The sequence below is a fragment of the Streptomyces sp. SDr-06 genome (assembly GCF_003324565.1).
GTDB lineage: Bacteria > Actinomycetota > Actinomycetes > Streptomycetales > Streptomycetaceae > Streptomyces.
Genome location: NZ_QOLA01000009.1, coordinates 176748 through 198697, shown reverse-complemented (window position 1 = coordinate 198697; position 21950 = coordinate 176748). Strand labels below are relative to the sequence as shown.

17 protein-coding genes and 1 pseudogene are annotated in these 21950 nt (G+C 72.0%); 4 read left to right on the top strand and 14 right to left on the bottom strand.

Annotation, left to right across the window (positions count from 1 at the left end; translation table 11 throughout):
• Positions 1-15: 15 nt before the first annotated feature.
• From DT019_RS20415 to DT019_RS20405, 3 genes are read right to left on the bottom strand one after another with little or no spacing between them, the layout of a single operon-like run.
• Complete coding sequence (locus tag DT019_RS20415; protein WP_114038309.1) at positions 16-1287, bottom strand: ABC transporter permease; 1272 nt, start codon at positions 1285-1287, stop codon at positions 16-18.
• Positions 1284-2075, bottom strand: a complete 792-nt coding sequence (locus DT019_RS20410) for an ABC transporter ATP-binding protein (RefSeq protein ID WP_114038308.1) — start codon at positions 2073-2075, stop codon at positions 1284-1286. Before DT019_RS20410 ends, DT019_RS20415 begins: the two co-directional genes overlap by 4 nt.
• Positions 2072-3478, bottom strand: a complete 1407-nt coding sequence (locus tag DT019_RS20405; protein WP_189389751.1) for a peptidoglycan-binding protein — start codon at positions 3476-3478, stop codon at positions 2072-2074. The genes DT019_RS20410 and DT019_RS20405 overlap by 4 nt, the downstream gene beginning before the upstream one ends.
• A gap of 604 nt (positions 3479-4082) precedes the next feature.
• Between DT019_RS20405 and DT019_RS20400 the strand changes: the two genes are divergently transcribed.
• Both DT019_RS20400 and DT019_RS20395 read left to right on the top strand, forming a co-directional pair.
• Positions 4083-4481, top strand: a complete 399-nt coding sequence (locus DT019_RS20400) for a hypothetical protein (protein WP_147267331.1) — start codon at positions 4083-4085, stop codon at positions 4479-4481.
• A 115-nt stretch (positions 4482-4596) separates the two neighbouring features.
• The gene (locus DT019_RS20395) at positions 4597-5541 is read left to right on the top strand and encodes a hypothetical protein (RefSeq protein ID WP_147267330.1); all 945 of its coding nucleotides are present in this window, start codon (positions 4597-4599) and stop codon (positions 5539-5541) included.
• A 160-nt stretch (positions 5542-5701) separates the two neighbouring features.
• On the opposite strand, the gene DT019_RS20390 is transcribed toward DT019_RS20395, so the two are convergent.
• The 10 genes from DT019_RS20390 to DT019_RS20345 all read right to left on the bottom strand — a co-directional run bounded on the left by DT019_RS20390 (position 5702) and on the right by DT019_RS20345 (position 19459).
• A complete protein-coding gene (locus DT019_RS20390; protein ID WP_114038304.1) occupies positions 5702-7810 on the bottom strand; it encodes a phosphocholine-specific phospholipase C in 2109 nt (702 codons plus the stop codon).
• 592 nt (positions 7811-8402) lie between these two features.
• The gene (gatB, locus tag DT019_RS20385) at positions 8403-9911 is read right to left on the bottom strand and encodes an Asp-tRNA(Asn)/Glu-tRNA(Gln) amidotransferase subunit GatB (protein ID WP_114038303.1); all 1509 of its coding nucleotides are present in this window, start codon (positions 9909-9911) and stop codon (positions 8403-8405) included.
• 17 nt (positions 9912-9928) lie between these two features.
• A complete protein-coding gene (locus DT019_RS20380) occupies positions 9929-10168 on the bottom strand; it encodes a hypothetical protein (protein WP_114038302.1) in 240 nt (79 codons plus the stop codon).
• On the bottom strand, positions 10165-11658 hold the full coding sequence (gene gatA / locus DT019_RS20375; RefSeq protein WP_114038301.1) for an Asp-tRNA(Asn)/Glu-tRNA(Gln) amidotransferase subunit GatA: 1494 nt from the start codon (positions 11656-11658) through the stop codon (positions 10165-10167). The genes DT019_RS20380 and gatA overlap by 4 nt, the downstream gene beginning before the upstream one ends.
• 4 nt (positions 11659-11662) lie before the next feature.
• On the bottom strand, positions 11663-11959 hold the full coding sequence (gene gatC / locus DT019_RS20370) for an Asp-tRNA(Asn)/Glu-tRNA(Gln) amidotransferase subunit GatC (protein WP_003966094.1): 297 nt from the start codon (positions 11957-11959) through the stop codon (positions 11663-11665).
• 551 nt (positions 11960-12510) lie between these two features.
• Positions 12511-14634, bottom strand: coding sequence for a putative bifunctional diguanylate cyclase/phosphodiesterase (locus DT019_RS20365; RefSeq protein ID WP_114038300.1), 2124 nt, complete (start codon positions 14632-14634; stop codon positions 12511-12513).
• Between the two features lie 275 nt (positions 14635-14909).
• Positions 14910-17105, bottom strand: coding sequence for an NAD-dependent DNA ligase LigA (gene ligA / locus DT019_RS20360; RefSeq protein ID WP_114038368.1), 2196 nt, complete (start codon positions 17103-17105; stop codon positions 14910-14912).
• Positions 17106-17136: 31 nt separating this feature from the next.
• Positions 17137-18162 (bottom strand): methionine synthase, encoded by a 1026-nt coding sequence (locus DT019_RS20355; protein ID WP_114038299.1) that lies wholly within the window; start codon positions 18160-18162, stop codon positions 17137-17139.
• 40 nt (positions 18163-18202) lie between these two features.
• Entirely contained in the window at positions 18203-18892 is a 690-nt protein-coding gene (locus DT019_RS20350; RefSeq protein WP_189389749.1) for an SDR family oxidoreductase, read from the bottom strand.
• 27 nt (positions 18893-18919) lie between these two features.
• Positions 18920-19459 (bottom strand): TIGR00730 family Rossman fold protein, encoded by a 540-nt coding sequence (locus tag DT019_RS20345; protein WP_114038297.1) that lies wholly within the window; start codon positions 19457-19459, stop codon positions 18920-18922.
• Positions 19460-19520: 61 nt separating this feature from the next.
• Here DT019_RS20345 and DT019_RS20340 point away from each other — a divergent pair.
• Positions 19521-19859: pseudogene (locus DT019_RS20340) on the top strand (DUF427 domain-containing protein).
• 11 nt (positions 19860-19870) lie between these two features.
• Here DT019_RS20340 and DT019_RS20335 read toward each other — a convergent pair.
• The gene (locus DT019_RS20335; RefSeq protein WP_114038296.1) at positions 19871-20857 is read right to left on the bottom strand and encodes a GlxA family transcriptional regulator; all 987 of its coding nucleotides are present in this window, start codon (positions 20855-20857) and stop codon (positions 19871-19873) included.
• A gap of 104 nt (positions 20858-20961) precedes the next feature.
• Here DT019_RS20335 and DT019_RS20330 point away from each other — a divergent pair, with 104 nt between their 5' ends.
• Entirely contained in the window at positions 20962-21927 is a 966-nt protein-coding gene (locus DT019_RS20330; protein ID WP_114038295.1) for an NADP-dependent oxidoreductase, read from the top strand.
• Positions 21928-21950 lie beyond the last annotated feature (23 nt).

Here is a 21950-nt window from a genome sequence, read left to right as displayed (position 1 = left end):
GCCAAGGGCCCGGGCTCAGCGCCGAAGGGCCTCCGCCGGTTCGATGCGGGCGGCGCGCAGCGCGGGGTAGGCACCGGCGAGCAGCCCGGTGAGGGTGCCGATCAGCGGGGCGGGCAGGGTGGTCCAGGGGTCGAGGATGGCGGTCCAGTGGTGGGCGAGGGCCACCCAGAGCGTGACAAGGATGCTGACGGCGGTGCCGAGCAGACCGCCGAGGGTGCCGAGCGCCGCGGACTCGGTGAGGAACTGGGCGGCGATGTGCCGGGGCCGGGCGCCCAGCGAGCGGCGCAGGCCGATCTCCCCGGTGCGTTCCAGGACGGAGACGAGCGTGGTGTTGGCGATGCCGACGGTGCCGATCACCAGGGTGATGCCCGCGAGCAGCAGGAACAGCGAGTCGAGGCTGCCGGTGACGCTGTCCTGGAGCGCGTGGGGCGTGGGTGGCGGCACGGCCTGGAGGTGGTCGGGCCGGTCGGGCCGCAGCGCGAGCGGGGCCTGCCGCGCGATCAGGGGGGCGGCGCCGACCCGGGTCTCGATGAGCATGGTGGCGGCGTAGTCGGGCGCGGGGTCGCCGTAGTCGGCGCGGGCCGTGCGGTCCGGGATGATCACCGAGAGCAGCAGGTTGGGCAGGCGCTCGACGTCCCGCAGGATGCCGACGACGGTGTACGGGGTGCCGTTGACGAAGACGGCGGGCTGGGCGGCGAGGTTGCTGATGCCGAGGTGGCGGGCGACGGCCGAGCCGATGACGGCGACGTGCATGCGCCGGGCGGCGTGGAAGGTGTTGTAGAGCGTGCCGCCGCCGAGGGTGGGGCCGACGGCCCGCAGGAGGCCGGGGCTGGCCGCGTACACCGTGAGCCCCTCGGCGCCCGCGGCCGCCGAGGTGGCGGGTCCTGAGCGGGTGGAGACGGCGGGCGGGGTCTTGAAGACCTGCCAGTACGTTCCGGCGTGGACGGCGCCGCGCAGCCGCTCGATCCGCTGGTCGGCGTCGTCGGGGAAGTCGTAGCGGGTGGCGGTGGCCGCCTGTTGATCGGGGTCGGGCGCGCCGACGTCCTTGACGGTGACCTGGGTGGCGGCGAGCACCGTGAAGTCCGAGCTGATCTGGCCCCGGGCGGTGGCCGTGAGCCCCAGGATCGCCACGAACGCGCCGACGCCGAGCAGGGTGCCGAGCACGGTCAGGGCGGTGCGGGCGGGGCGTTGCAGGATGCCCGCGACGGATTCCGCCGCGAGGTCCCTGAGGACGAGCCGGGTGCGGGGAAGGTCCGGGTGGCGCGGGCGCCGCGCGCGTCGCCTCATACCGGGCCCCACTGCGCCGACGCGGCGCTGTCCTCGGTGAGTTCGCCGTCGCGGATGGTGAGGGTGCGGCGGGCGCGGGCGGCGACGGCGGGGTCGTGGGTGATGACGACCAGCGTGATGCCGCCGCCGTTGAGGGCGTCGAGCGTGTTCATGACCCGCCCGGCGGAGGCGGAGTCCAGGTTGCCGGTGGGCTCGTCGCACAGCAGCAGGCTGGGCCGGTTGACCAGCGCGCGGGCGATGGCCACGCGCTGGCGTTCCCCGCCGGACATCGCCGAGGGCAGCGCGTCGAGCCGGTGCCCGAGCCCGACGGCGAGCAGCGCGTCCACCGCTTCGGCCCGCCGCCGGGCGCGCGGGGTGCCGAGGTAGACCTGGGCGAGCATGACGTTCTCGGTGGCGGTGCGGTAGGGCAGCAGATGGAAGGCCTGGAAGACCAGACCGATGCGGTGCCCGCGCAGGGCGGTGCGCTCGGCCTCGGGCAGGCCGCCGGTGTCGATGCCGTCGAGGCGGTAGTGGCCGCCGGTCGGCCGGTCGACGAGGCCCACGACGTTGAGCAGCGTCGACTTCCCCGACCCCGACGGCCCGACCACGGCGATGTACTCGGCGCGCCGCACCGTGAGGTCGGTGGGCCGCAGCGCGTGCACGGGCGGCGGCCCGGGGTAGGTGCGCGCGGCGCCCGCCAGCTCGATGACGGCGGGCACCCGGACGGTGTCGGCGGGCCCCGGCCCGGCCTCCCCCGCGGCCTCCACGACGGGGCCCGCCGCGCCCCGCGGGCGCCTGAGCGCCCTCACTGGCCCACGACCACGGCGTCCCCGGCCGCGAGCCGGTAACCGGGGGCCGCGGTGACCGCCACATAGCCGTCGGCGTCCATGCCCGCGGTGACCGGAATGCGCTGCTGTGCGCCCGAGGCGGCCCGTACGGACACCGAGGTGTTGCCGTCGGCGCCCGCGCTGACGGCGGTGGCCGGGACGACCAGGACCGGGCCGTCGCTGGACGCCGCGGTCACGGTGACCCGCACATCGAGACCGAGCCAGGGCGCGGGAAGTTCGGTGGCCGGGGTGACGGTCAGCGGGTAGCCGGCGCGTGCCTGCGGGCCGGAGCCGCCACCGTCCTGCCCGCCGCCGGACGCGCCGTTCTGTCCTGCGGAGCCCGAACCCGAGCCGCGCTGGCCGGAGTTGGGAGTACCGGTGGTGTACGCGCCGATCACGGTGATGGCGCCCTTGGCCTCCTGGCCGAGCACCTCGGCGGACAGCTGGACCTTCATGCCTTCGCGCAGGGACGTCTTCTGGTCCTGGGTGAGGACGGTGGTCACCACCGGGCGCCCCGAGTCGATGGTGAGCAGCGGCGCGGTGACGGCCGAGCCCACGCCCGCGTTGACGGCCGAGAGGCGGGCGGGGAAGGCGGGCACGAACGTGAACTCGGCGAGCGGGAGCATCACCCCGGTGTGCGCCACGAGGTCGTCGAGCGCCTTCCGCGCGGTCGCCAAGTCCTGCTCGGCATAACCGAGTTGGGTGGCGGTGGCGGAGATCGCGGCGGCCCCCTTGGCGCCGTCGCGGGCGGTGCGGGCCGCGGTGACGGCCCGCTGCGCGGTGGTGACGGCCTGGCGCGCCCCGGCGAGCGCCTGCTGGTCGGACGCGCCGTGCGGGCCGCCGGTGTCGGGCGGGTCGTAGCCCCGGTCGGCGTACAGCGCGGCGACGGCCGCCTTGGTCGCCGCGCCGAAGGTGCCCGCCGGGTCGCCGTCCGCGTACCCGAGGCGGCGCAGCGCGTCCTGGAGTTCGCCCACGTCCTTGCCGGTGTCGCCCGGCTTGAGGTCCCGGTAGGCGGGGACCGGGCCGGACAGGGCGATGACGGGCCGCCCGGAGACCTCCACCAGGACATCGCCCGGCGCCACGGCACTCCCGGCCTTCTTGCGGATGCCGGTCAGGAGCAGCGCCCCGGCCGCCGCCCCCTGGGACTGCCCCTGGACGGGTGTGAAGGTGACGCTGCCGCCCGCGGTGACGGTGCCGCGCAGGATGACCGACTTGGTGAGGACGCGCTGCTGCACGGCGGCGGTGAGCACGGTGGGCTCGGGGGCCCTGCGCCCGGCCGCGTCCTGGGCGGGGGAACGCACGAAGACGGAGGCCACGAGCCCGCCGATGGACAGCAGCGCCGCGCCCGCGGTGACGACCAGCAGAACCCGCTGACGCCGGATCAAGGACGAGACCTGCAACGGGATTTCCGGCTCCACGGGCTGCGCCGGAAGGTCCCGACGGGCATCCGTCCCGGGCGCTCCGGAGTCCAGGGCAATCGGAATACCCGATTCGGGCCTGGAGCTGTCTGCCATTCGGTCCGCCTGCCAGGTAGCCGCCCGGTCCGATCGCGGGATCGGGCGCCAGCCTTATGTCCCGGCCGGTCCGCGTCAAGAGGGGAATTCCGGGACGCTTGACGCACAGTGTGGCCGAATCACTGCCCGTGTGAACGGACCGCGCAGGAGAGGCACCGGAGAACACGATCTTTACCAACGCTTTTCAACAGGACTTCCCCGGCCTGGAATTGGTTGGTCCGGACCGGCCGTTCACACACGTTGTCACGGAATTCCGGCCAGGATGGCACCTCATCAGGCTTCTCTGGCGTTCCTTCCATCCCATGGAGCCAGGGAGTCCGCAATCTCTCCATTGACCGGACAGAACGGCACCACTTACGGTTCTCCTGCCCTGGGAGACTCCCGGGACTCAGCGGTCTCCGGCCGGAACCGTGCACCAAGAGAGCACGAAAGCTCGGCCTCACGTCATTTCCCAGGAAGCTGAAGGAGATTCGCTGTGAGATCCAGATACGCGTTGGCCGTGGCCGGTGTCACCGTGGCCGCGTTGGCCGGTCTCGCCACGCCCGCCTCGGCCGCCCCGGCCGCCGCCTCGGCCCACCTCGGCCCGGCCGCCACCGTCATCGGCATCGAGTTCGTCGACGCGAACTACCAGGGCGCCACGTACACCGTCACGGGCGGCACCTGCACCGCGACCACCTCGGACGTCGACTACTACATCAACTCCATGCCGAGCGGCTGGAACGACGTCATCTCGTCGTTCCGCAGCTACGCCAACTGCTACACCAAGCTGTATGAGAACAGCAACCGCTGGGGCTCGACCTACGGCTTCGTCGGCGACTCCAGCTACGTCGGGGACGCGATGAACGACCGGGCCAGCTCCATCGAGTGGAGCTGACCGGATCCCACTCGGCTGCCGCCGCGGACCAGGGCACGGTCCGCGGCGGCAGTCGGCCGGCGAACCGGCGGCTCCCCACCCCTCACCGTGCGGGCAGGAAGTGCGAAAGGCGGCCATGACAGCGCGAGTTGCACGAGGAGGGAGCCCGGGTGCGGGAGCCCTCAGGATATCGGGCCCACTGGCCGCCCTGACCGGCGCCGTGGCCCTGCTGGCCGCGGCGGGCTGTTCGGGCTCCTCACAGCAGCCCGCCCAGCCGAAGACCGACGCCGTTCCGAGGATCACCGAAGCCTCCCAGATCAAGCCGCTGCCGCTGGACGCGTACACCCTCAATCAGCAGCAGTACCTGGACACGCTCAACGCCCAGCGCGTTCTCGCCCGGCGTTGCATGACGCAGTACGGAATCGACTGGCACGGCAGCGACGTGGTCGACCCCGCGCCCGTCGGGCAGAAACTCGACACGCTGTTCCTGATCATCGACGAGAACCGCGCCTCCCGGTACGGGTACCACTCGCCCGACGATCATTCGAAGAACGGCGGGAAATCCTCGGCGGGAAACGACCCGACCCCGGTCGAGAAGTCGGTCTTCACCGGCACCTACAAAGGGCCCCAGATCAATGGGCATTCCGTCCCCAAAGGCGGGTGCAGCGCCGTGGTGGAGGCGGAGCTGACCAAAGGCGGCGCCCCCGGAGTGGGGATCTTCGACGCGGCGAACGTCATGCTCGGCCCCTATCAGCAGTCGAAATCGGACAGCCGGGTCCTGGACGCGTTCAGCGCCTGGAGCACCTGCATGAAAGACAAGGGATACACCTACAAAACCCCCGACGACGCGGTCAACGACCCCGCCTGGAGGGCCCCGCAGCCGACGTCCACGGAGATCGCGACCGCCCGCGCGGACGTCGCCTGCAAACAGCGGACCAATGTCGTCGGCACGTGGTGGGCGGTGCTCACGGCGTACGAGAACAAGTACATCGACGAGCACGCCGAGGACCTCACCAAGGTGAAGCGGCAGGTCGACGCCACGCTGCGCAACTCGGCCACGATCCTGGCGACGGGGAGCTGACACAGCGTCAAGCACCGTGCATTCAGGCCTGGTTCGCCGCATGGTTCTCGCCCTCGCGACGCTCGTCGCGCCGGCGGGACTCGCGGGCTGCCACGACGACGCGTCGCCGCAGCCCGCCACGACCACCCAGGGCGCCTCCCCCGGCCGAGCCGGGGCCCGGTCAGCCGGAGACGCTCGGGCGGCCGTTCTCGATGTGGCCCATCAGGCGCCTGCGGAACGCGCCGCCACCGTCCGCGGTCACTTCGAGGTCGTACCAGCCGTGCGCGTCCGCGGCGGAGTGCACCACGGTGCGGCTGCGTCCGGGCTTGACCGTGACGCTGCGCTTCCAGTCCCGCAGGTCGGCCTCGTCGGCGTAGCCGAGCGGCCGGACGACGAAGGTGACGGGGGCGCTGCCGCGGTTGCGGAGCGTCAGATGGACGTCGCGGTCGTGGTGGTCGAGATAGGTGGTCACCTCGGCCGCGTCCACGCCCGCGGCCCCCTCGAACTCCCGCCGGAACCCGTTCGGCCCGATGACGGTGAACCGGTAGGCGCCGTTCGCCCCACCGGTCAGGGGCACGCTCCACTGCGCCTTGCCCCGGACGTCCTTGTGCTGCGGCGCGGCGAACTCCTTGGCGTACGGATAGAGCGCGAAATGGACGCTGGCCTGACCGTTGTTGCTGAGCTGCACCTGGAGCGCGCCGTCGGTGACCCGCGCATGGGCGTCCGGCTGGTACGGAAGCGGCCGGGCGGGCCGGGTGCCCTCTTCCTGTACGGGCATGTGCTGCTGGGCGGGCGGCACGGGACGCCAGCGTCCGCTCAGCGGCGGAATGGGGCCCGGGTGGGCCACGGCGGGCTGGGGCCTGCCCCGCTTGAAGTCGAAGGCGGAGGTCAGATCGCCGGTGACGGTGCGCCGCCAGGCGCTGATGTTGGGCTCGCGCACCCCGGTCCACCGCTCCAGGAAGCGGATCACCGAGGTGTGGTCGAAGACCTCGGAGCAGACGTACCCGCCGACGCTCCACGGCGAGACGACGAGCAGCGGCACCCGCGCGCCGAGCCCGGTGGGCTTGCCCTCCCACTGCTCCTCGGCCACCTCGGGCGGGGCGACGGGCGGCGGGACGTGGTCGAAGAAGCCGTCGTTCTCGTCGTAGTTGATGAGGACGACGGTGTGCCGCCAGACGTCGGGGTGCTTGCCGAGCTCGTCGAGGACCTTGTAGACGATGGTGGCGCTGTGCACCGGCGAGGACACGCTCGGGTGCTCGGAGTCGAGCGCGGAGGGCACCAGGTAGGAGACCTCGGGCAGGGTCCCGGCGGCGACGTCCTTGCCGAAGGCCTCGGCGAGCGTGCCGGTCGGCACCCGCCTCAACCCCCGCTCGAACAGGCTGCGTTCGGCCTTGGTGAGGGTGGCCACGCCCTGGTCGAGCAGGCCGAGGAGCCGCTGGCGCTCGGCGTCGTTCGGGGCGTCGCGCACCACGGAGTAGAAGGACTCCATGAACGTGTGCCCACCGGTCCTGGCGAGCGCCTTGCGGGCGATCGCCTTGAAGGTGGTGAAGAACTCGATCTGGTTGTCGGTGAAGTTCTCCCACTCGGTGTACGTCTTCCAGCTGCGTCCGGCCTTCTCCAGCCGCTCGGCGTAGGTGCCCCAGCCGTACCCGGGGTGGGTGCCCTCGTCGTACGCGTCGTTGCCGACGGCCCGCTTCCCGTTCGCCTCGTACCCCGTCTTGCCGCTCCACAGGTGGTTGCGGTTCGGGCTGGTGGAGCTGTGGATCGAGGAGTGGTAGGCGTCGCAGACGGTGAAGGTGTCGGCGAGCTCGTAGTGCAGCGGGATGTCCTGGCGGTCGTAGTAGGCCATCGTCGCCGAGGTCTTGGCGGACACCCAGTTGTCCATCCAGCCGCCGTTCCAGGCCTGGGCGCCGCCGCTCCAGGAGTGGTCGAGGGCGCCTATGTACTGGAGGTCCTTGTGCTGGGCGGCGGCCGCGCCGCGCACGGGGAAGGGCAGCACGGTGGTGCCGAGCGGGCCGGGCTGCTCGAACACGGGCTTGCCGCCGGGGAGTTGGAGGGCGTTGCGGTCCCCGAAACCGCGCACCCCGCGCAGGCTGCCGAAGTAGTGGTCGAAGGACCGGTTCTCCTGCATCAGGATCACGACATGCTTGACCGCGCCCAGCCCACCGGCGGGAGGGCCCGCGGCCATCGCCGTCTGCAGCGAGGGCGGCAGCAGCGACCCGGCGGCCGCCACGCCGAGTGCGCCGCCGCCGAGCGCGAACAGGCGTCGCCGTGAGATGTCCGTGATCAAGAGGTCCTCCCGAGCCGTGCGTGTGAGGTGCTACGCGGGGAACGGTAGTGACCCCGGGTGTCCGTCAGAAGGCCCCGCCCCGGCCCCGGGGTGAACGTCCAAGCCCCCACCCCCAAAAGTCCAACCCCCTCGCTTGCGGGGGCGCTTGGCATCCAGCCCCGCTCCCCTGCGGGGGCGCTTGTCATCCCGGCCCGCCTCCCCTGCCGGGGGCGCTTGGCGTCTCGGCTGGGGGCCCGTGCGGATGCCCTCGGCTGCGGGCCCGTGCGGATGCCTTCGGCTGCGGGCCGTGCGTGGCTGGTCGCGCAGTTCCCCGCGCCCCTTCACCCCCTTCGATCTGCGGACCGTGCCCGCTTCTCGCGCAGTTCCCCGCGCCCCTAGGCAGTACGGTGCTGGCCAGCAGGGGCAACCTCAGCCCGTCATGGGGGTCCCCCCTGGCCCTTAAGGCCTTGGGGGAGATTGAGGACGAGCGCCCTTTAGGCGCGAACGGGGGTCTGGGGGCGGAGCCCCCAGGGGGTTGCAGGGCGCGGCATGCGGAAGGGGCGGCTCCCGCCGGGCGAATCGCCGGCGGGAACCGCCCCTCGGGGCGGAGGGACTAGCCCTCGACGCCCAGCCGCTCCAGGATCAGCGACTTGACGCGCGCCGCGTCAGCCTGACCCCGCGTGGTCTTCATGACCGCCCCGACCAGCGCCCCGACGGCCGCGACCTTGCCACCCCGGATCTTGTCCGCGATGGCCGCGTTGGAGGCGATCGCCTCGTCCACGGCCGCTCCCAGCGCACCCTCGTCGGAGACGACCTTCAGGCCGCGCTTCTCGACGACCGCGTCCGGGTCGCCCTCGCCCGCGAGGACACCCTCGATGACCTGGCGCGCCAGCTTGTCGTTGAGGTCACCCGCGGCGACGAGCGCCGCGACCCGGGCGACCTGCGCCGGGGTGACGGGCAGCTCGTCGAGCGCGACGCCCTGCTCGTTGGCGTTGCGGGCCAGCTCACCCATCCACCACTTGCGGGCGGCCGCCGCGTCCGCACCGGCCTCGATCGTCGCGACGATCGGGTCGACGGCGCCGGCGTTGAGCATCGACTGCATGTCGTGCTCGGTGACGCCCCACTCCTCGCGAAGGCGGTTGCGCCGCACCCGGGGCATCTCCGGGAGGGCGGCCCGCAGCTCCTCGACCCACGCGCGCGCGGGAGCCACCGGCACCAGGTCCGGCTCGGGGAAGTAGCGGTAGTCCTCGGCGTTGTCCTTGATGCGGCCCGAGGTGGTGGAGCCGTCGTCCTCGTGGAAGTGCCGGGTCTCCTGCACGATCGTGCCGCCCGAGGACAGCACGGCCGCGTGGCGCTGGATCTCGAAGCGGGCGGCCCGCTCGACCGAACGCAGCGAGTTGACGTTCTTGGTCTCCGAACGCGTGCCGAACTTCTCGACGCCGTGCGGACGCAGCGACAGGTTCACGTCGCAGCGCATCTGGCCCTTGTCCATCCGGGCCTCGGAGACGCCGAGCGCCTTGATGACCTCGCGCAGCTCGGCCACGTACGCCTTGGCGACCTCGGGGGCGCGCTCGCCCGCTCCCTCGATCGGCTTGGTGACGATCTCGATGAGCGGGATGCCCGCGCGGTTGTAGTCGAGGAGCGAGTGCGAGGCGCCGTGGATGCGGCCCGTCGCGCCACCGACGTGGGTGGACTTGCCGGTGTCCTCCTCCATGTGGGCGCGCTCGATCTCCACGCGGAAGATCTCGCCGTCCTCCAGCTGGACGTCCAGATAGCCGTTGAAGGCGATCGGCTCGTCGTACTGCGAGGTCTGGAAGTTCTTCGGCATGTCCGGATAGAAGTAGTTCTTCCGGGCGAAGCGGCACCACTCGGCGATCTCGCAGTTCAGCGCGAGGCCGATCTTGACGGCCGACTCGACGCCGATCGCGTTGACGACCGGCAGCGAGCCGGGCAGACCGAGGCAGGTGGGGCAGGTCTGCGAGTTGGGCGCGGCGCCCAGCTCGGTGGAACAGCCGCAGAACATCTTGGTCTTGGTGCCGAGTTCGACATGGACCTCCAGGCCCATGACGGGGTCGTACGACGCGAGGGCGTCCTCGTACGAGACCAGATCAGTAACGGTCACGGTGAAAAACTTCCCTCTCAGCCCAACAGGACGTCGTCGTCCCCGATGCGCTTGAGCTCGCGCAGCAGGATGGCGACACCGGTGGCGATGGCGGCGGCGGAGACGACGGCGTCGAGCAGCTTCAGCGTGTCGTGCTCGGTGCGGGCCTTCTTGGCCTGCTTGACCACGCTGATCGCGCCGAACGCGGTGGTGCCGATGGACAGGTACGTACCGGCCTTGGACTTCTTGAATCCCTTGGCCTTGGTCAGTGCACTCACAGCGACGGAGCCTCCTCAAGCAGCGGGTGACCCCACTTTTCCACGAAGGCGGCCTCGACAGCGGCTCCCACCTTGTACAGGCGGTCGTCCTTCATGGCGGGGGCGATGATCTGCAGCCCGACCGGCAGGCCGTCCTCCGGCGCGAGGCCGCAGGGCAGCGACATGGCGGCGTTGCCCGCCATGTTGGTCGGGATGGTGCACAGGTCCGCGAGGTACATCGCCATCGGGTCGTCGGCACGCTCGCCGATCGGGAAGGCGGTGGTGGGCGTGGTCGGCGAGACGATCACGTCGACCTGCTCGAAGGCCTTCTCGAAGTCGCGCGTGATGAGGGTGCGGACCTTCTGGGCCGAGCCGTAGTACGCGTCGTAGTAGCCGGAGCTCAGCGCGTACGTACCGAGGATGATGCGGCGCTTGACCTCGTCGCCGAAGCCCGCCTCGCGGGTCAGCGCGGTGACGTCCTCGGCGGACTTCGTGCCGTCGTCGCCGACCCGCAGCCCGTAGCGCATGGCGTCGAAGCGGGCCAGGTTGGAGGAGCACTCCGACGGCGCGATCAGGTAGTACGCGGAGAGCGCCAGGTCGAAGGACGGGCAGTCCAGCTCGACGATCTCGGCACCGAGCGACTTGAGCAGCTCGACCGACTCGTTGAAGCGCTGGACGACACCGGCCTGGTAGCCCTCGCCCGCGAACTGCTTGACGACGCCGACGCGCATGCCCGAGACGCTGCCGTTGCGGGCGGCCTCGACGACCGGCGGGACCGGCGCGTCGATGGACGTCGAGTCGAGCGGGTCGTGCCCGGCGATGACTTCGTGCAGGAGCGCCGCGTCCAGGACCGTACGGGCGCAGGGTCCGCCCTGGTCGAGGGAGGACGAGAAGGCGACCATGCCGTAGCGGGAGACGGCGCCGTAGGTCGGCTTGACGCCGACGGTGCCGGTGACGGCGGCGGGCTGGCGGATGGAGCCGCCGGTGTCCGTGCCGATGGCGAGCGGGGCCTCGTAGGAGGCGAGGGCCGCGCTCGAACCGCCGCCGGAGCCGCCCGGGATGCGGGTGAGGTCCCACGGGTTGCCCGTCGGGCCGTACGCGCTGTTCTCGGTGGAGGACCCCATGGCGAACTCGTCCATGTTGGTCTTGCCGAGGATGACGACGTCGGCGTCCTTGAGGCGCTTGGTGAGCGTCGCGTCGTACGGCGGGATCCAGCCTTCGAGGATCTTCGAGCCGACGGTGGTCGGGATGCCCTCGGTGGTGAAGATGTCCTTCAGCGCCAGGGGCACACCGGCCAGCGGGCCGAGCTTCTCGCCGGCCGCGCGCTTGGCGTCGACGGCGCGGGCCTGCGCGAGCGCGCCCTCGCGGTCGACGTGCAGGAAGGCGTGGACCTTCTCGTCCACGGCCTCGATGCGGGCCAGGTGGGCCTCGGTGACCTCGACGGCCGTGAGCTCGCCGGACGCGATCTTCGAGGCGATCTCGGCGGCGGTGAGCTTGATGATGTCCGTCATGTGATTAGTCCTCCCCCAGGATCTGCGGCACCTTGAAACGCTGCTGCTCCTGGGCCGGGGCGCCGGAGAGCGCCTGCGCGGGGGTGAGCGACGGACGGACCTCGTCCGCGCGCATGACGTTGGTCAGCGGCAGCGGGTGGGAGGTCGGGGGTACGTCTTGGTCGGCGACCTCGGAGACGCGGGCGACCGCGCCGATGATGTCGTCGAGCTGACCGGCGAAGTGATCGAGCTCTTCGCCCTTCAGCTCCAGACGTGCCAGCCGGGCGAGGTGGGCGACCTCCTCGCGCGTAATGCCAGGCATGCAGCGATCCTCAGGGGTGAGTGTGTGTGGTGTGGGCCCAATCCTATGGGGCGCACCGCCCTCACCACGAAACGGATATCCCCCTCACCCTCGGTCACCGGCCCGTCATGGGGGTCCCCTGGCCCCCAAGCCCTGGGGAAGCTTGAGGACGAGGGCCGTTCGGGCCCGGACGTCGTGAGCTGCCCCGCCGCTTCCGGGTGCGGACCGTGTGTGGCCGATCGCGCAGTTCCCCGCGCCCCTGACGACCCGGCGCCGGGCGCACCGACAACCCGAGGACGAAGGCCGTTCAGGCCCGGACGGGGCCTTGGGCGGCAGCCTCAGCAGCCCCGCCGCTTCCGGGTGCGGACCGTCCATGGCCGATCGCGCGTTCCCCGCGCCCCTGCCGGTACCGGTGCCGGGCACCTTTTCCTGCCGCCGGAGGGTTTCGGGAAGGGGTGGGGTGGGGCCTCCCGGGGTCTGGGGCGGAGCCCCAGCGGCCCTGGGTAGGGCACCCGGCATGCCAAGCCGCCCGGCGCCGCCCGCTGCGGAGCCGCGCATGGGGGCCCGGCCGGTTACTGGACCGGCTGGCCCGAGGTGCGGCCCGCCTCCGCCTCCGCCCGCGCCGCCGCGGCCGCGGCTATCTCCGCAGGCCGATGCCACCCGGAGTCCCCCCGCGCGAGCAGCCACGCCGTCGCCTCGGCAGGCGGCATCGCCGCGGCCACCAGCCACCCCTGCACGGCGTCGCACCCCAGGTCCCGAAGCCGCTCCCACGTCTCGTCGTCCTCGACACCCTCCGCGACCACCAGCAGGCCCAGCGAATGGGCGAGATCGACGGTGCAGCGGACGATCTCGGCGTCCTCGTTGTCGATGGCCAGCCGCGCCACGAACGACCGGTCGATCTTCAACTCGCTGACCGGCAGCCGCCGCAGGTGCACCAGCGACGAGTACCCCGTACCGAAGTCGTCGAGGGACATCTTCACGCCGTGGCCGGTCAGCCCGGCCAGTGTGTCGGCGGCCCGCTGGGGGTCCTCCAGCAGGACGTGTTCCGTTATCTCCAGCTGGAGCGCGCCGGCCGGCACCCCGTGCCGGGCGAGCCGGGCGGCGACGGCCCCGGCGAAACCGGGGGTGTGCACGTCGCGCGGGGACACGTTGACGGCGACCGGGACCTTCAGGCCCTGGGCCCGCCACCGCGCCACCTGGGCGAGGGCAGTCTCCAGGACGTACTCGGTGAGGTGCGGCATCAGCCCGCTGGACTCGGCGATGGCGATGAACTCGTCCGGCGAGACCCGCCCGCGCTCCGGGTGCACCCAGCGCACCAGCGCCTCAAGTCCCGCCACCTGGCCGTCGAACTGGACCTTCGGCTGATAGTGCAGCTCCACGTCGCCCGCGTCGAGCGCGCGCCGCAGATCGCCCAACAGGCCCAGCCGGTCCGGGGTGTTGGAGTCCCGCTTGGACTCGTAGACCTCCACGCCCGTACGGTCCCGCTTGGCCTGGTACATCGCGACGTCGGCCCGACGCAGCAGGCCTTCGGCGTCCAGCGCGTGGTCGGGGAAGAGAGCGACGCCCGCGCTGGCCTCCAGGACCAGCGTGAGCCCGTCCAGGTCGAGCGGCGAGGACAGCTCGGCGACCAGGCCCCGGGCTATCCGCATGGCGCTCGTCGCGGAGTCGCAGACCGGCAGCAGCACGGCGAACTCGTCGCCGCCGAGCCGGGCCGCCTCCGCGCCGCGCGGCAGAGCGGTCTTGAGCCGTTCGGCTATCTGGAGGAGGAGGCGGTCTCCGGCGAGGTGGCCGAGGGTGTCGTTGACCGAACGGAAGCGGTCGAGGTCGATCAGGACGAGCGCGGCGCGGTTGCCGCTGTTCTCCGCCTCCTCCAGGGCCGACCAGGTGCGCTCCAGGAGCCACTGGCGGTTGGGGAGGCCGGTGAGCGGGTCGCGCAGCTGCTCCTCGGCGCGGGCCCGGGCGATCCACAGCGTCGAGTCGAGGGCGACGAGCGGCACCGCGAACAGCGGGAGCAGGACGGGCACCGACATGGCCACCACACAGATCAGCGGCGCGATGCCGAGCAGCGCGACCGCCACGAGACCCTGTCTGACCAGGGCCGTCCGGGCGACCGTGGGCAGCCCTCCGCCGCGGGGCGCGAGCGCGTACCAGAGCAGCATCCTGGTGAGCAGCAGATAGGTGCCGGCGGCCAGGACGATCTCGGGGACGGTGGTGATGCCCCACTGGCTGGGCCACCACGGATGGGCCACGCCCGGCACGACGTCGAAGGCGGCCATGACCAGGCCCGCGGCGCCTATCCCCAGGACGTCCACCGCGCCGTGCAGCACGCCCTGCCGCCAGCGGTTGCGCCGCGCGGCGCCGACCAGGACGACCACGGCCAGGCTGACCAGCGCGGCCGGCAGCCAGCCGTAGAGGAGCAGCACGGCGATGGTGAGGGCGGCGCCGGAGCCGGTGCCGCCCCACCAGCGCTCACGGCCGAGCGCGACGAGATGGCCGACGATGATGCCAGTGAGGACCGCGACGGACCAGCCCGTGGTCCCGCCGGGGAACAGGGCGTCGCCCGCCTGGACGGCCCGGTAGAAGCCGGTGGCGAGGACCACGCCCGCGAGGCCGGTGACGACGGCCGTCAGCCTGGACGAAAAGCCCGTGAACCCGCGCAGCCTCACGGCCGGGGCGGTGCTCTCGGTCGGTTTCATTCCCGTCCCTCTCACAGCCGGCGGTGCACGTGCACGCGATGGCCCCGATGTCATGCCACCACGACTGGTGTTCCACCCCAACCGCTCCACGAGCAGGGGCCATCAGCCGTGCACGACAGGCGCACATCTCAACAGTAGGCCGCAGAAGGCTCTGTCGGGCAGCGGTCTACAGCTCTTGCCCGAATGCGACCCAGCCACCCACATCGGTCTGCTATGCGCCGAACGGGTGACTCCGCGCAGCCTCCAGGCCCCCTGTTACTACCCTTGTTTGTGTCTCATTCCCCCTCCGGGGCGGTCGGCATCGCGGCTTCTCTCGCGGCGTCGGGCCCTTGTTCCAGCAGGACGGCGAATCCGTCCTCGTCGAGAACCGGAACCTTCAGCTGCATCGCCTTGTCGTATTTGGAACCGGGGCTGTCGCCGACGACAACGAAGGATGTCTTCTTGGAAACGGAACCGGTGACCTTGGCGCCGCGGCTCTGGAGGGCTTCTTTCGCGCCATCTCTGGTGTGCCGCTCAAGAGTTCCGGTCACGACGACGGTGAGCCCCTCCAGCGGGCGCGGCCCCTCGTCCGCGCCGGTGCTCTCGTCCTCCATGCGGACGCCGGCGGCCTTCCACTTGCGCAGGATCTCCTGGTGCCACTCCTCGGCGAACCACTGCTTGAGGGAGGCGGCGATGATCCCGCCCACGCCCTCCACGGCGGCGAGTTCCTCCTCGGTGGCCTGCTGGATGCGGTCGATGGAGCGGAATGCGCGGGCCAGGGCCTCGGCGGCGACCGGGCCGACGTGCCGGATGGAGAGCCCGGTGAGGATGCGGGCGAGCGGGCGCTCCTTGGCCGCGGCGATGTTCTCCAGCATCGACACGGCGTTCTTGCGCGGCTCGCCGTTCATGTTGGCGAAGACCAGGGCGATCTTCTCCTCGCCGGTCTTGGGGTCGCGCTTGGGCAGCCCGCTGTCCTGATCGAGGACGTACGCCTTGATGGGCAGGAGCTGATCCATCGTGAGGTCGAAGAGGCCGCCCTCGTCGAGCAGCGGCGGGGTGGCCGGCTCAAGGGGTTTGGTGAGCGCGGCCGCCGCCACGTATCCGAAGTTCTCGATGTCGAGGCTCTTGCGTCCCGCCAGGTAGAACAGCCGCTCCCTCAACTGGGCCGGGCAGGACCGGGCGTTGGGGCAGCGCAGGTCGATGTCGCCCTCCTTCATCGGACGCAGCGCGGTCCCGCACTCCGGGCACTCCGCGGGCATCTCGAAGGGGTACTCGCTGCCGTCCCGCAGGTCGGCGACGGGGCCGAGGATCTCCGGGATGACGTCGCCCGCCTTGCGCAGCACCACCGTGTCGCCGATGAGGACGCCCTTGGCCTTCACCACGTCCTGGTTGTGGAGGGTGGCGAACTCGACCTCGGACCCGGCTACGGTGACCGGCTCGACCTGTGCGTAGGGGGTGACGCGGCCCGTGCGGCCCACGCCCACGCGGATGTTGACGAGTTTGGTGTTGACCTCCTCGGGGGCGTACTTCCAGGCGATGGCCCAGCGGGGGGCGCGCGCGGTGGAGCCGAGACGGCCCTGGAGCGGGATCTCGTCGAGCTTGACGACGACGCCGTCGATCTCGTGCTCCACCACCGAGTGACGGTTCTCGCCCATGTACGTGATGAACTGCCGCACGTCGTCGAGGGAGTCGACCACCTTGTTGTGCTCGGCGGTCGGCAGGCCCCATTCGCGCAGCAGGCCGTACGCCTGTGAGAGCCGGTCGATGTCGAAGCCCTCGCGGGCGCCGATGCCGTGCACCACCATGTGCAGCGGCCTGGTCGCGGTGACCTTGGGGTCCTTCTGGCGCAGCGAACCCGCCGCCGCGTTGCGCGGGTTGGCGAACGGCTTGTCGCCCGCTTCGACCAGGCGCGCGTTGAGGCCCTCGAAGGCCTCCATCGGGAAGTAGACCTCGCCCCGGATCTCGACCAGCGCGGGGATGCGGTCGCCCTTGAGACGGTCCGGGATGTCGGCGATGGTGCGGACGTTGGGTGTGATGTCCTCGCCGGTGCGGCCGTCGCCGCGGGTGGCGGCGCGGGTCAGCCTGCCGTGCTCGTACGTCAGGTTCACGGCCAGGCCGTCGACCTTCAGCTCGCACAGGAAGTGGTACTCGGCGGTGCCCACGTCCTTGGCGACGCGCTCGGCCCAGGCCGCCAGTTCCTCGTCGTCGAAGGCGTTGTCCAGGGACAGCATCCGCTCGCGGTGCTGGACCGAGGCGAAGTCCGTCTCGTAGGCGCCCGCGACCTTCTGCGTCGGCGAGTCGGGCGTGCGCAGCTCGGGGTACTCGTCCTCCAGTGCCTCCAGCGAGCGGAGCAGCTTGTCGAAGTCGCCGTCGCTGATGACCGGTTGGTCCCTCACGTAGTACCGGAAGCGGTGCTCCTCGATCTGCTCGGCGAGGAGCGCGTGCTTCTCCCGTGCCTCGGCGGGCACCGCTGCGTTCTGTTCGCCAGCCACCGTCATGTCCTCCCGTTTCCCGTCTTCCCCGTCACTCAGGGTTGTCCGCGAGCGATCTCGCCGCCCGGACGCAGTGGGCGAGCGCGGCCCGCGCGTAGGCGGGGGACGCACCGGCCATGCCGCATGTTGGGGTGATCACGACGGACTCGCCCAGAGTCCCCGGATTCAGCCCCAACCTGCGCCACAGCGTCCTGACACCCATGACGCTACCGGCAGGGTCTGACAATGGGCCGTCGGTGGCGGGCACCACTCCGGCGAACAGCTTGACGCCGCTCTCGGCGGCTTCGCCGATCTGCTCGTCATCACGCTCGGTGAGCAGAGAGAAATCGAACGACACCCCGGCGGCCCCGGCCCGCCGCAGCAGGGCGAACGGAACGTCGGGGGCGCAGGAGTGGACGACGACGGGGCCGTCGTGCACGGCGACGACGTCCCGCAGGGCGCCCTCCACGATCTGCCGGTCGACGGCCCGGTGGGTGCGGTATCCGCTGGCGGTCCGGATCTGCCCGCGCAGCACGGCGGTGAGGGAGGGCTCGTCGAGCTGGAGCACGATGTGGGCGCCGGGCACCCGGCGGCGCACCTCGGCGAGGTGGTCGCGCAGGCCCTCGGCGAGCGATCCGGCGAGGTCGCGGCAGGCGCCGGGGTCGCCGAGCGAGAGCTCGCCGCCCCGCAGCTCCAGGGCGGCGGCCAGCGTCCACGGCCCGACGGCCTGCACCTTCAGCGGGCCGGTGTAGCCCTGGGTGAACTCCTCCAGGGCGTCGAGGTCCTCGCCGAGCCAGGACCGGGCCCGGCGGGTGTCCCGGCCGGGCCGGTCGCTGACGCGCCAGCCGCTGGGCTCCACATGTCCGTACATCTCGACAAGGAGCCCGATGGTCCGCCCGATCATGTCGGCGCCGGGGCCGCGCGCGGGCAGCTCCGCGAGGTGCGGGAAGTCGCCGCTCGCCCCCTCGGCGCCGATCAGCGATCCGGTGACGGTCTTGGCGGTCTCCCGCGCGTCGCCGCCCGGCATCGAACCGACCCCGGTGGCGGGCCCCCAGGGGAAATTGCTCTGTTCGCTCACCCCGGAAGCGTACGCAACCGGGCGCGGGGCCCGTTCGGCGCTACTTGCCGGGGCGCACGGTGAGGTCGTTGACCTCGGCGTCGGCCGGCAGGTCGATGGCCATGACGATGGTGGTGGCCACCGACTCGGGGTCGATGAACCTCGCCGGGTTGTACTCCTTGCCCTCCTGCGAGTGCACCTTGGCCTGCATGGGGCTGGCGGTGCGGCCCGGGTAGACCGAGGTCACGCGCACGCCATGGGCGTGCTCCTCGTGGCGCAGCGAGTCGGCGAGCGCCTTGAGGCCGTGCTTGGAGGCGGCGTACGCGCCCCATTCGGCGTGGGCGGCCAGGCCGGCGCCGGAGTTCACGAAGACCACGTGGCCGCGCGAGGCGCGGAGTTGGGGCAGCAGGTGGCGGGTGATCTCGGCGGGCGCGATCAGGTTGACGTTGAGCTGCTGGTGCCAGGTCTTGGGGCGCAGCTCGCCGACCGGGCCGAGGTCGACGATGCCCGCGATGTGCAGCAGCGAGTCGAGCTGGTCCGGCATGGGCTGCTTGTCGAAGGCCCAGGACAGGCGGTCGGGGTCGGCGAGGTCGCCGACGAGGGTGCGGGCGCCCGGGTACCGTCCGGCGAGTTCCTTGGCGCGGCCCGAGTCGCGCGCGAGCAGGATGAGCTCGTCGCCGCGCTCGTGCAGGCGGCGCGCGACGGCCGCGCCGATGCCGGATCCGGCGCCGGTGATCAGGTGAGTAGCCATACCGGCCATGCTCGCACTACCGGACCACTACTGGACGCCGAGGGACTCCTCCAGGTAGGCGAGGGCCGCGACGCCGTCCTCGGCGAAGAAGACCAGGTCGGTGAGGGGGACGGGCAGGAAGCCCTCGTCTTCCATGCGGCGGAACTGCTCCTTGAGGCCGTCGTAGAAGCCCGCGGTGTTCAGCAGGACGACCGGCTTGGTGGTCCTGCCGTGCTTCTTGAGCTCCAGGATCTCGGTCGCCTCGTCCAGGGTGCCGGTCCCGCCCACCATGATCACGACGGCGTCGGACTTGGCGAGCAGCAGCGCCTTGCGCTCGGCGAGGTCCTTGGCGACGACCATCTCGTCGGCGTTCTGCCGCGCCTTGGCCGCCAGGAAGTCGACCGAGACGCCCACGAGCCTGCCGCCCGCCTGCTGCACGCCGTCGGCGACCACCTTCATGAGGCCGCTCTCGGAGCCGCCCCACACCAGGGTGTGACCGCCCTTGCCGAGAAGTTCGGCGAACTCGCGGGCGGGACGCGTGTAGCGCTCGTCGAGGTCGGCGGCGGAGAGGAAGACGCAGATGTTCATGCGGCAACGATACGAGGCGGGGGCGGGGAAGAAGCGCGGCCCGCGAAACGCTGCACCTCGTATGACGACACGGCAGACAGGACACAGCATCACCATCGAGCGGGGCAGCGAGCATGTGCGGGTCGTGCACGGCGGGCAGGTGCTCGCCGAGAGCCGCCGTCCGCTGCTGCTGCGCGAGACCGGGCTCCCCGTCCGCTACTACCTTCCGCCCGAGGACGTCCGCACGGACCTGCTGACCCCGTCCCGGACCCAGACGTAGTGCCCGTTCAAGGGCACGGCCTCCTACTGGTCACTGCCGGACGCGCCCGACCTCGTCTGGTACTACCCGGACCCGAAGCCGGACGTGGCCGAGATCAAGGACCACCTCTGCTTCTACGAGGTGGAGACCGTCACCGAGTAGCTCGGCCGGGCTCAGACCCGCGCGGCGACCTGGAAAGTGCGCCGGTAGGCGACCGGCGAGACGCCGAGCACGGAACGCATGTGCTGGCGCAGCGAGTTGGCGGTGCCGAACCCGGCCCGGTGGGCGACCAGGTCCACCGGCAGGTCGCTGGACTCCAGGAGCTGGCGGGCCACTTCCAGGCGCTGGGCGGTGAGCCAGGTGCCCGGCGTCATGCCCGCCTCCTCGCGGAAGCGGCGGGTGAAGGTGCGCAGGCTCATCCGCGCGTGGGCGGCCATCTCCCCCAGTGAGAGCGGCTCCTGGAGGCGCTCCAGCGCCCAGGCGCGGGTGGCCGCGGTGCTGGCCACGGTCGGCTCGGGGACCGGGCGTTCGATGTACTGGGCCTGGCCGCCGTCGCGATACGGCGGGACGACGCAGTGCCGGGCGGCCCGGTTGGCGACCGCGCTGCCGTGGTCGCGGCGCACGAGGTGCAGGCACAGGTCGATGCCGGCGGCGGCGCCCGCCGAGGTCAGCACGTCCCCGTCGTCGACGAACAGGACGCCCGGGTCCACCTCGATACCCGGGAAGGTGCGCGCGAAGGCGGCCGCGTCGCACCAGTGCGTGGTGGCGGGCCGCCCGTCCAGCAGCCCGGCGGCGGCCAGGACGTAGGACGCCGTGCAGATGGAGACCATGCGGGTGCCGGGCCGGATCCGCGCGAAGGCGCGGGCGAGCGGCTCGGGCAGCGGGCCGCCCTCGGCCATCGCGCCGAGGGTGTGGGTCGGCGGGATCACCACGGTGTCGGCCGCGGCGAGCGCCTCGGGGCCGTGCTCGACGGCGACCGAGAATCCGGCCTCGGTCCGCACCGGCCGCCCGTCGACGGTGCAGACGGTCACCTCGTACAGCTTCTCGCCGCCCGGCCCCCGGGCGCTGTCGAAGATCCGGGACGGGATGCCCAGCTCGAAGGAGACGACTCCATCGAGGGCGAGCACCGCCACCTGGTGCGTTCTCTGTCGTACGGCCATGGCCAGATCCTGTCACATCCTGGCCAAACGGCCAGCACCACAGGAGGAACACGGAGGGCAGTCTGGTGCTTCCACCAGCGGAAACACCCTGAAAAGGATCAGACATGTCCCAGACGATGCGCGCCATCAGCCCCCTTCGATGGGGCGGCCCCGAAGTGCTCGCCGAGATCGAGACCGAGCGGCCCGAACCGGGTCCCGCCGAGATCCTGGTGCGGGTGCACGCGGCAGGCGTCAACCCCGCCGACTGGAAGGTCCGCGCGAGCGGCGGTCTCGCGGTGATGGGCACGCCGCCGATCCTCGGCTGGGACGTCTCCGGCACGGTCGAGGCGGTGGGCTTCGGCGTCACCCTGTACCGGCCCGGCGACGAGGTGTTCGGCATGCCGCGCTTCCCGCACCAGGCGGGCGCGTACGCGGAGTACGTCACCGCCCCGGCCCGGCACTTCGCGCGCAAGCCCGCCGGGATCGACCACATCCAGGCGGCGGCGCTGCCGCTGGCCTCCCTCACCGCGTACCAGTCGCTCGTCGAGACGGCTCGACTGGCCGCCGGGCAGCGGGTGTTGATCCACGCCGCGGCCGGTGGCGTCGGCCACCTCGCGGTGCAGATCGCCAAGGCGCACGGCGCGTACGTCATCGGCACGGCGAGCGCCGCCAAGCACGACTTCGTGCGCGGTCTGGGCGCGGACGAGGTGATCGACTACACCGCGGTCGACTTCACCGGGGCGGTGCGGGACGTGGACGTCGTCCTCGACCCCATCGGCGGCGCCTACGGCAGCCGCTCCCTGAAGGTGCTGCACCGTGGCGGCGTCCTGGTCTCGATCGCGTCCGCGGACGAGGACGGGCTGCTCGACGAGGCCGCCGACCTGGGCGTCCGGGCGGGCTTCACCCTGGTGGAGGCGGACTACGCGGGGATGCTGGCCATCGCGGCGCTGGTCGAGGAGGGCCGACTGCGGGCCGAGATCGACACGGTGTTCGACCTCGCGGACGCGGCCGAGGCACACGAGTACGGCGAGCGCGGCCGCACCCGGGGCAAGATCGTCCTGCGGGTCGCTCAGGCGCGGCCCTCCGTGTGAGGCGCGCTTCCGAGGCGGGAGCC

Coding starts and splice junctions, on each gene's coding strand:
- DT019_RS20415 (WP_114038309.1), bottom strand. CDS start 1,287: ATGAGGCGACGCGCGCGGCGCCCGCGCCACCCGGACCTTCCCCGCACC.
- DT019_RS20395 (WP_147267330.1), top strand. CDS start 4,597: ATGACAGCGCGAGTTGCACGAGGAGGGAGCCCGGGTGCGGGAGCCCTC.
- gatA (WP_114038301.1), bottom strand. CDS start 11,658: ATGACGGACATCATCAAGCTCACCGCCGCCGAGATCGCCTCGAAGATC.
- gatC (WP_003966094.1), bottom strand. CDS start 11,959: ATGCCTGGCATTACGCGCGAGGAGGTCGCCCACCTCGCCCGGCTGGCA.
- DT019_RS20365 (WP_114038300.1), bottom strand. CDS start 14,634: ATGAAACCGACCGAGAGCACCGCCCCGGCCGTGAGGCTGCGCGGGTTC.
- DT019_RS20350 (WP_189389749.1), bottom strand. CDS start 18,892: ATGGCTACTCACCTGATCACCGGCGCCGGATCCGGCATCGGCGCGGCC.
- DT019_RS20345 (WP_114038297.1), bottom strand. CDS start 19,459: ATGAACATCTGCGTCTTCCTCTCCGCCGCCGACCTCGACGAGCGCTAC.
- DT019_RS20335 (WP_114038296.1), bottom strand. CDS start 20,857: ATGGCCGTACGACAGAGAACGCACCAGGTGGCGGTGCTCGCCCTCGAT.
- DT019_RS20330 (WP_114038295.1), top strand. CDS start 20,962: ATGTCCCAGACGATGCGCGCCATCAGCCCCCTTCGATGGGGCGGCCCC.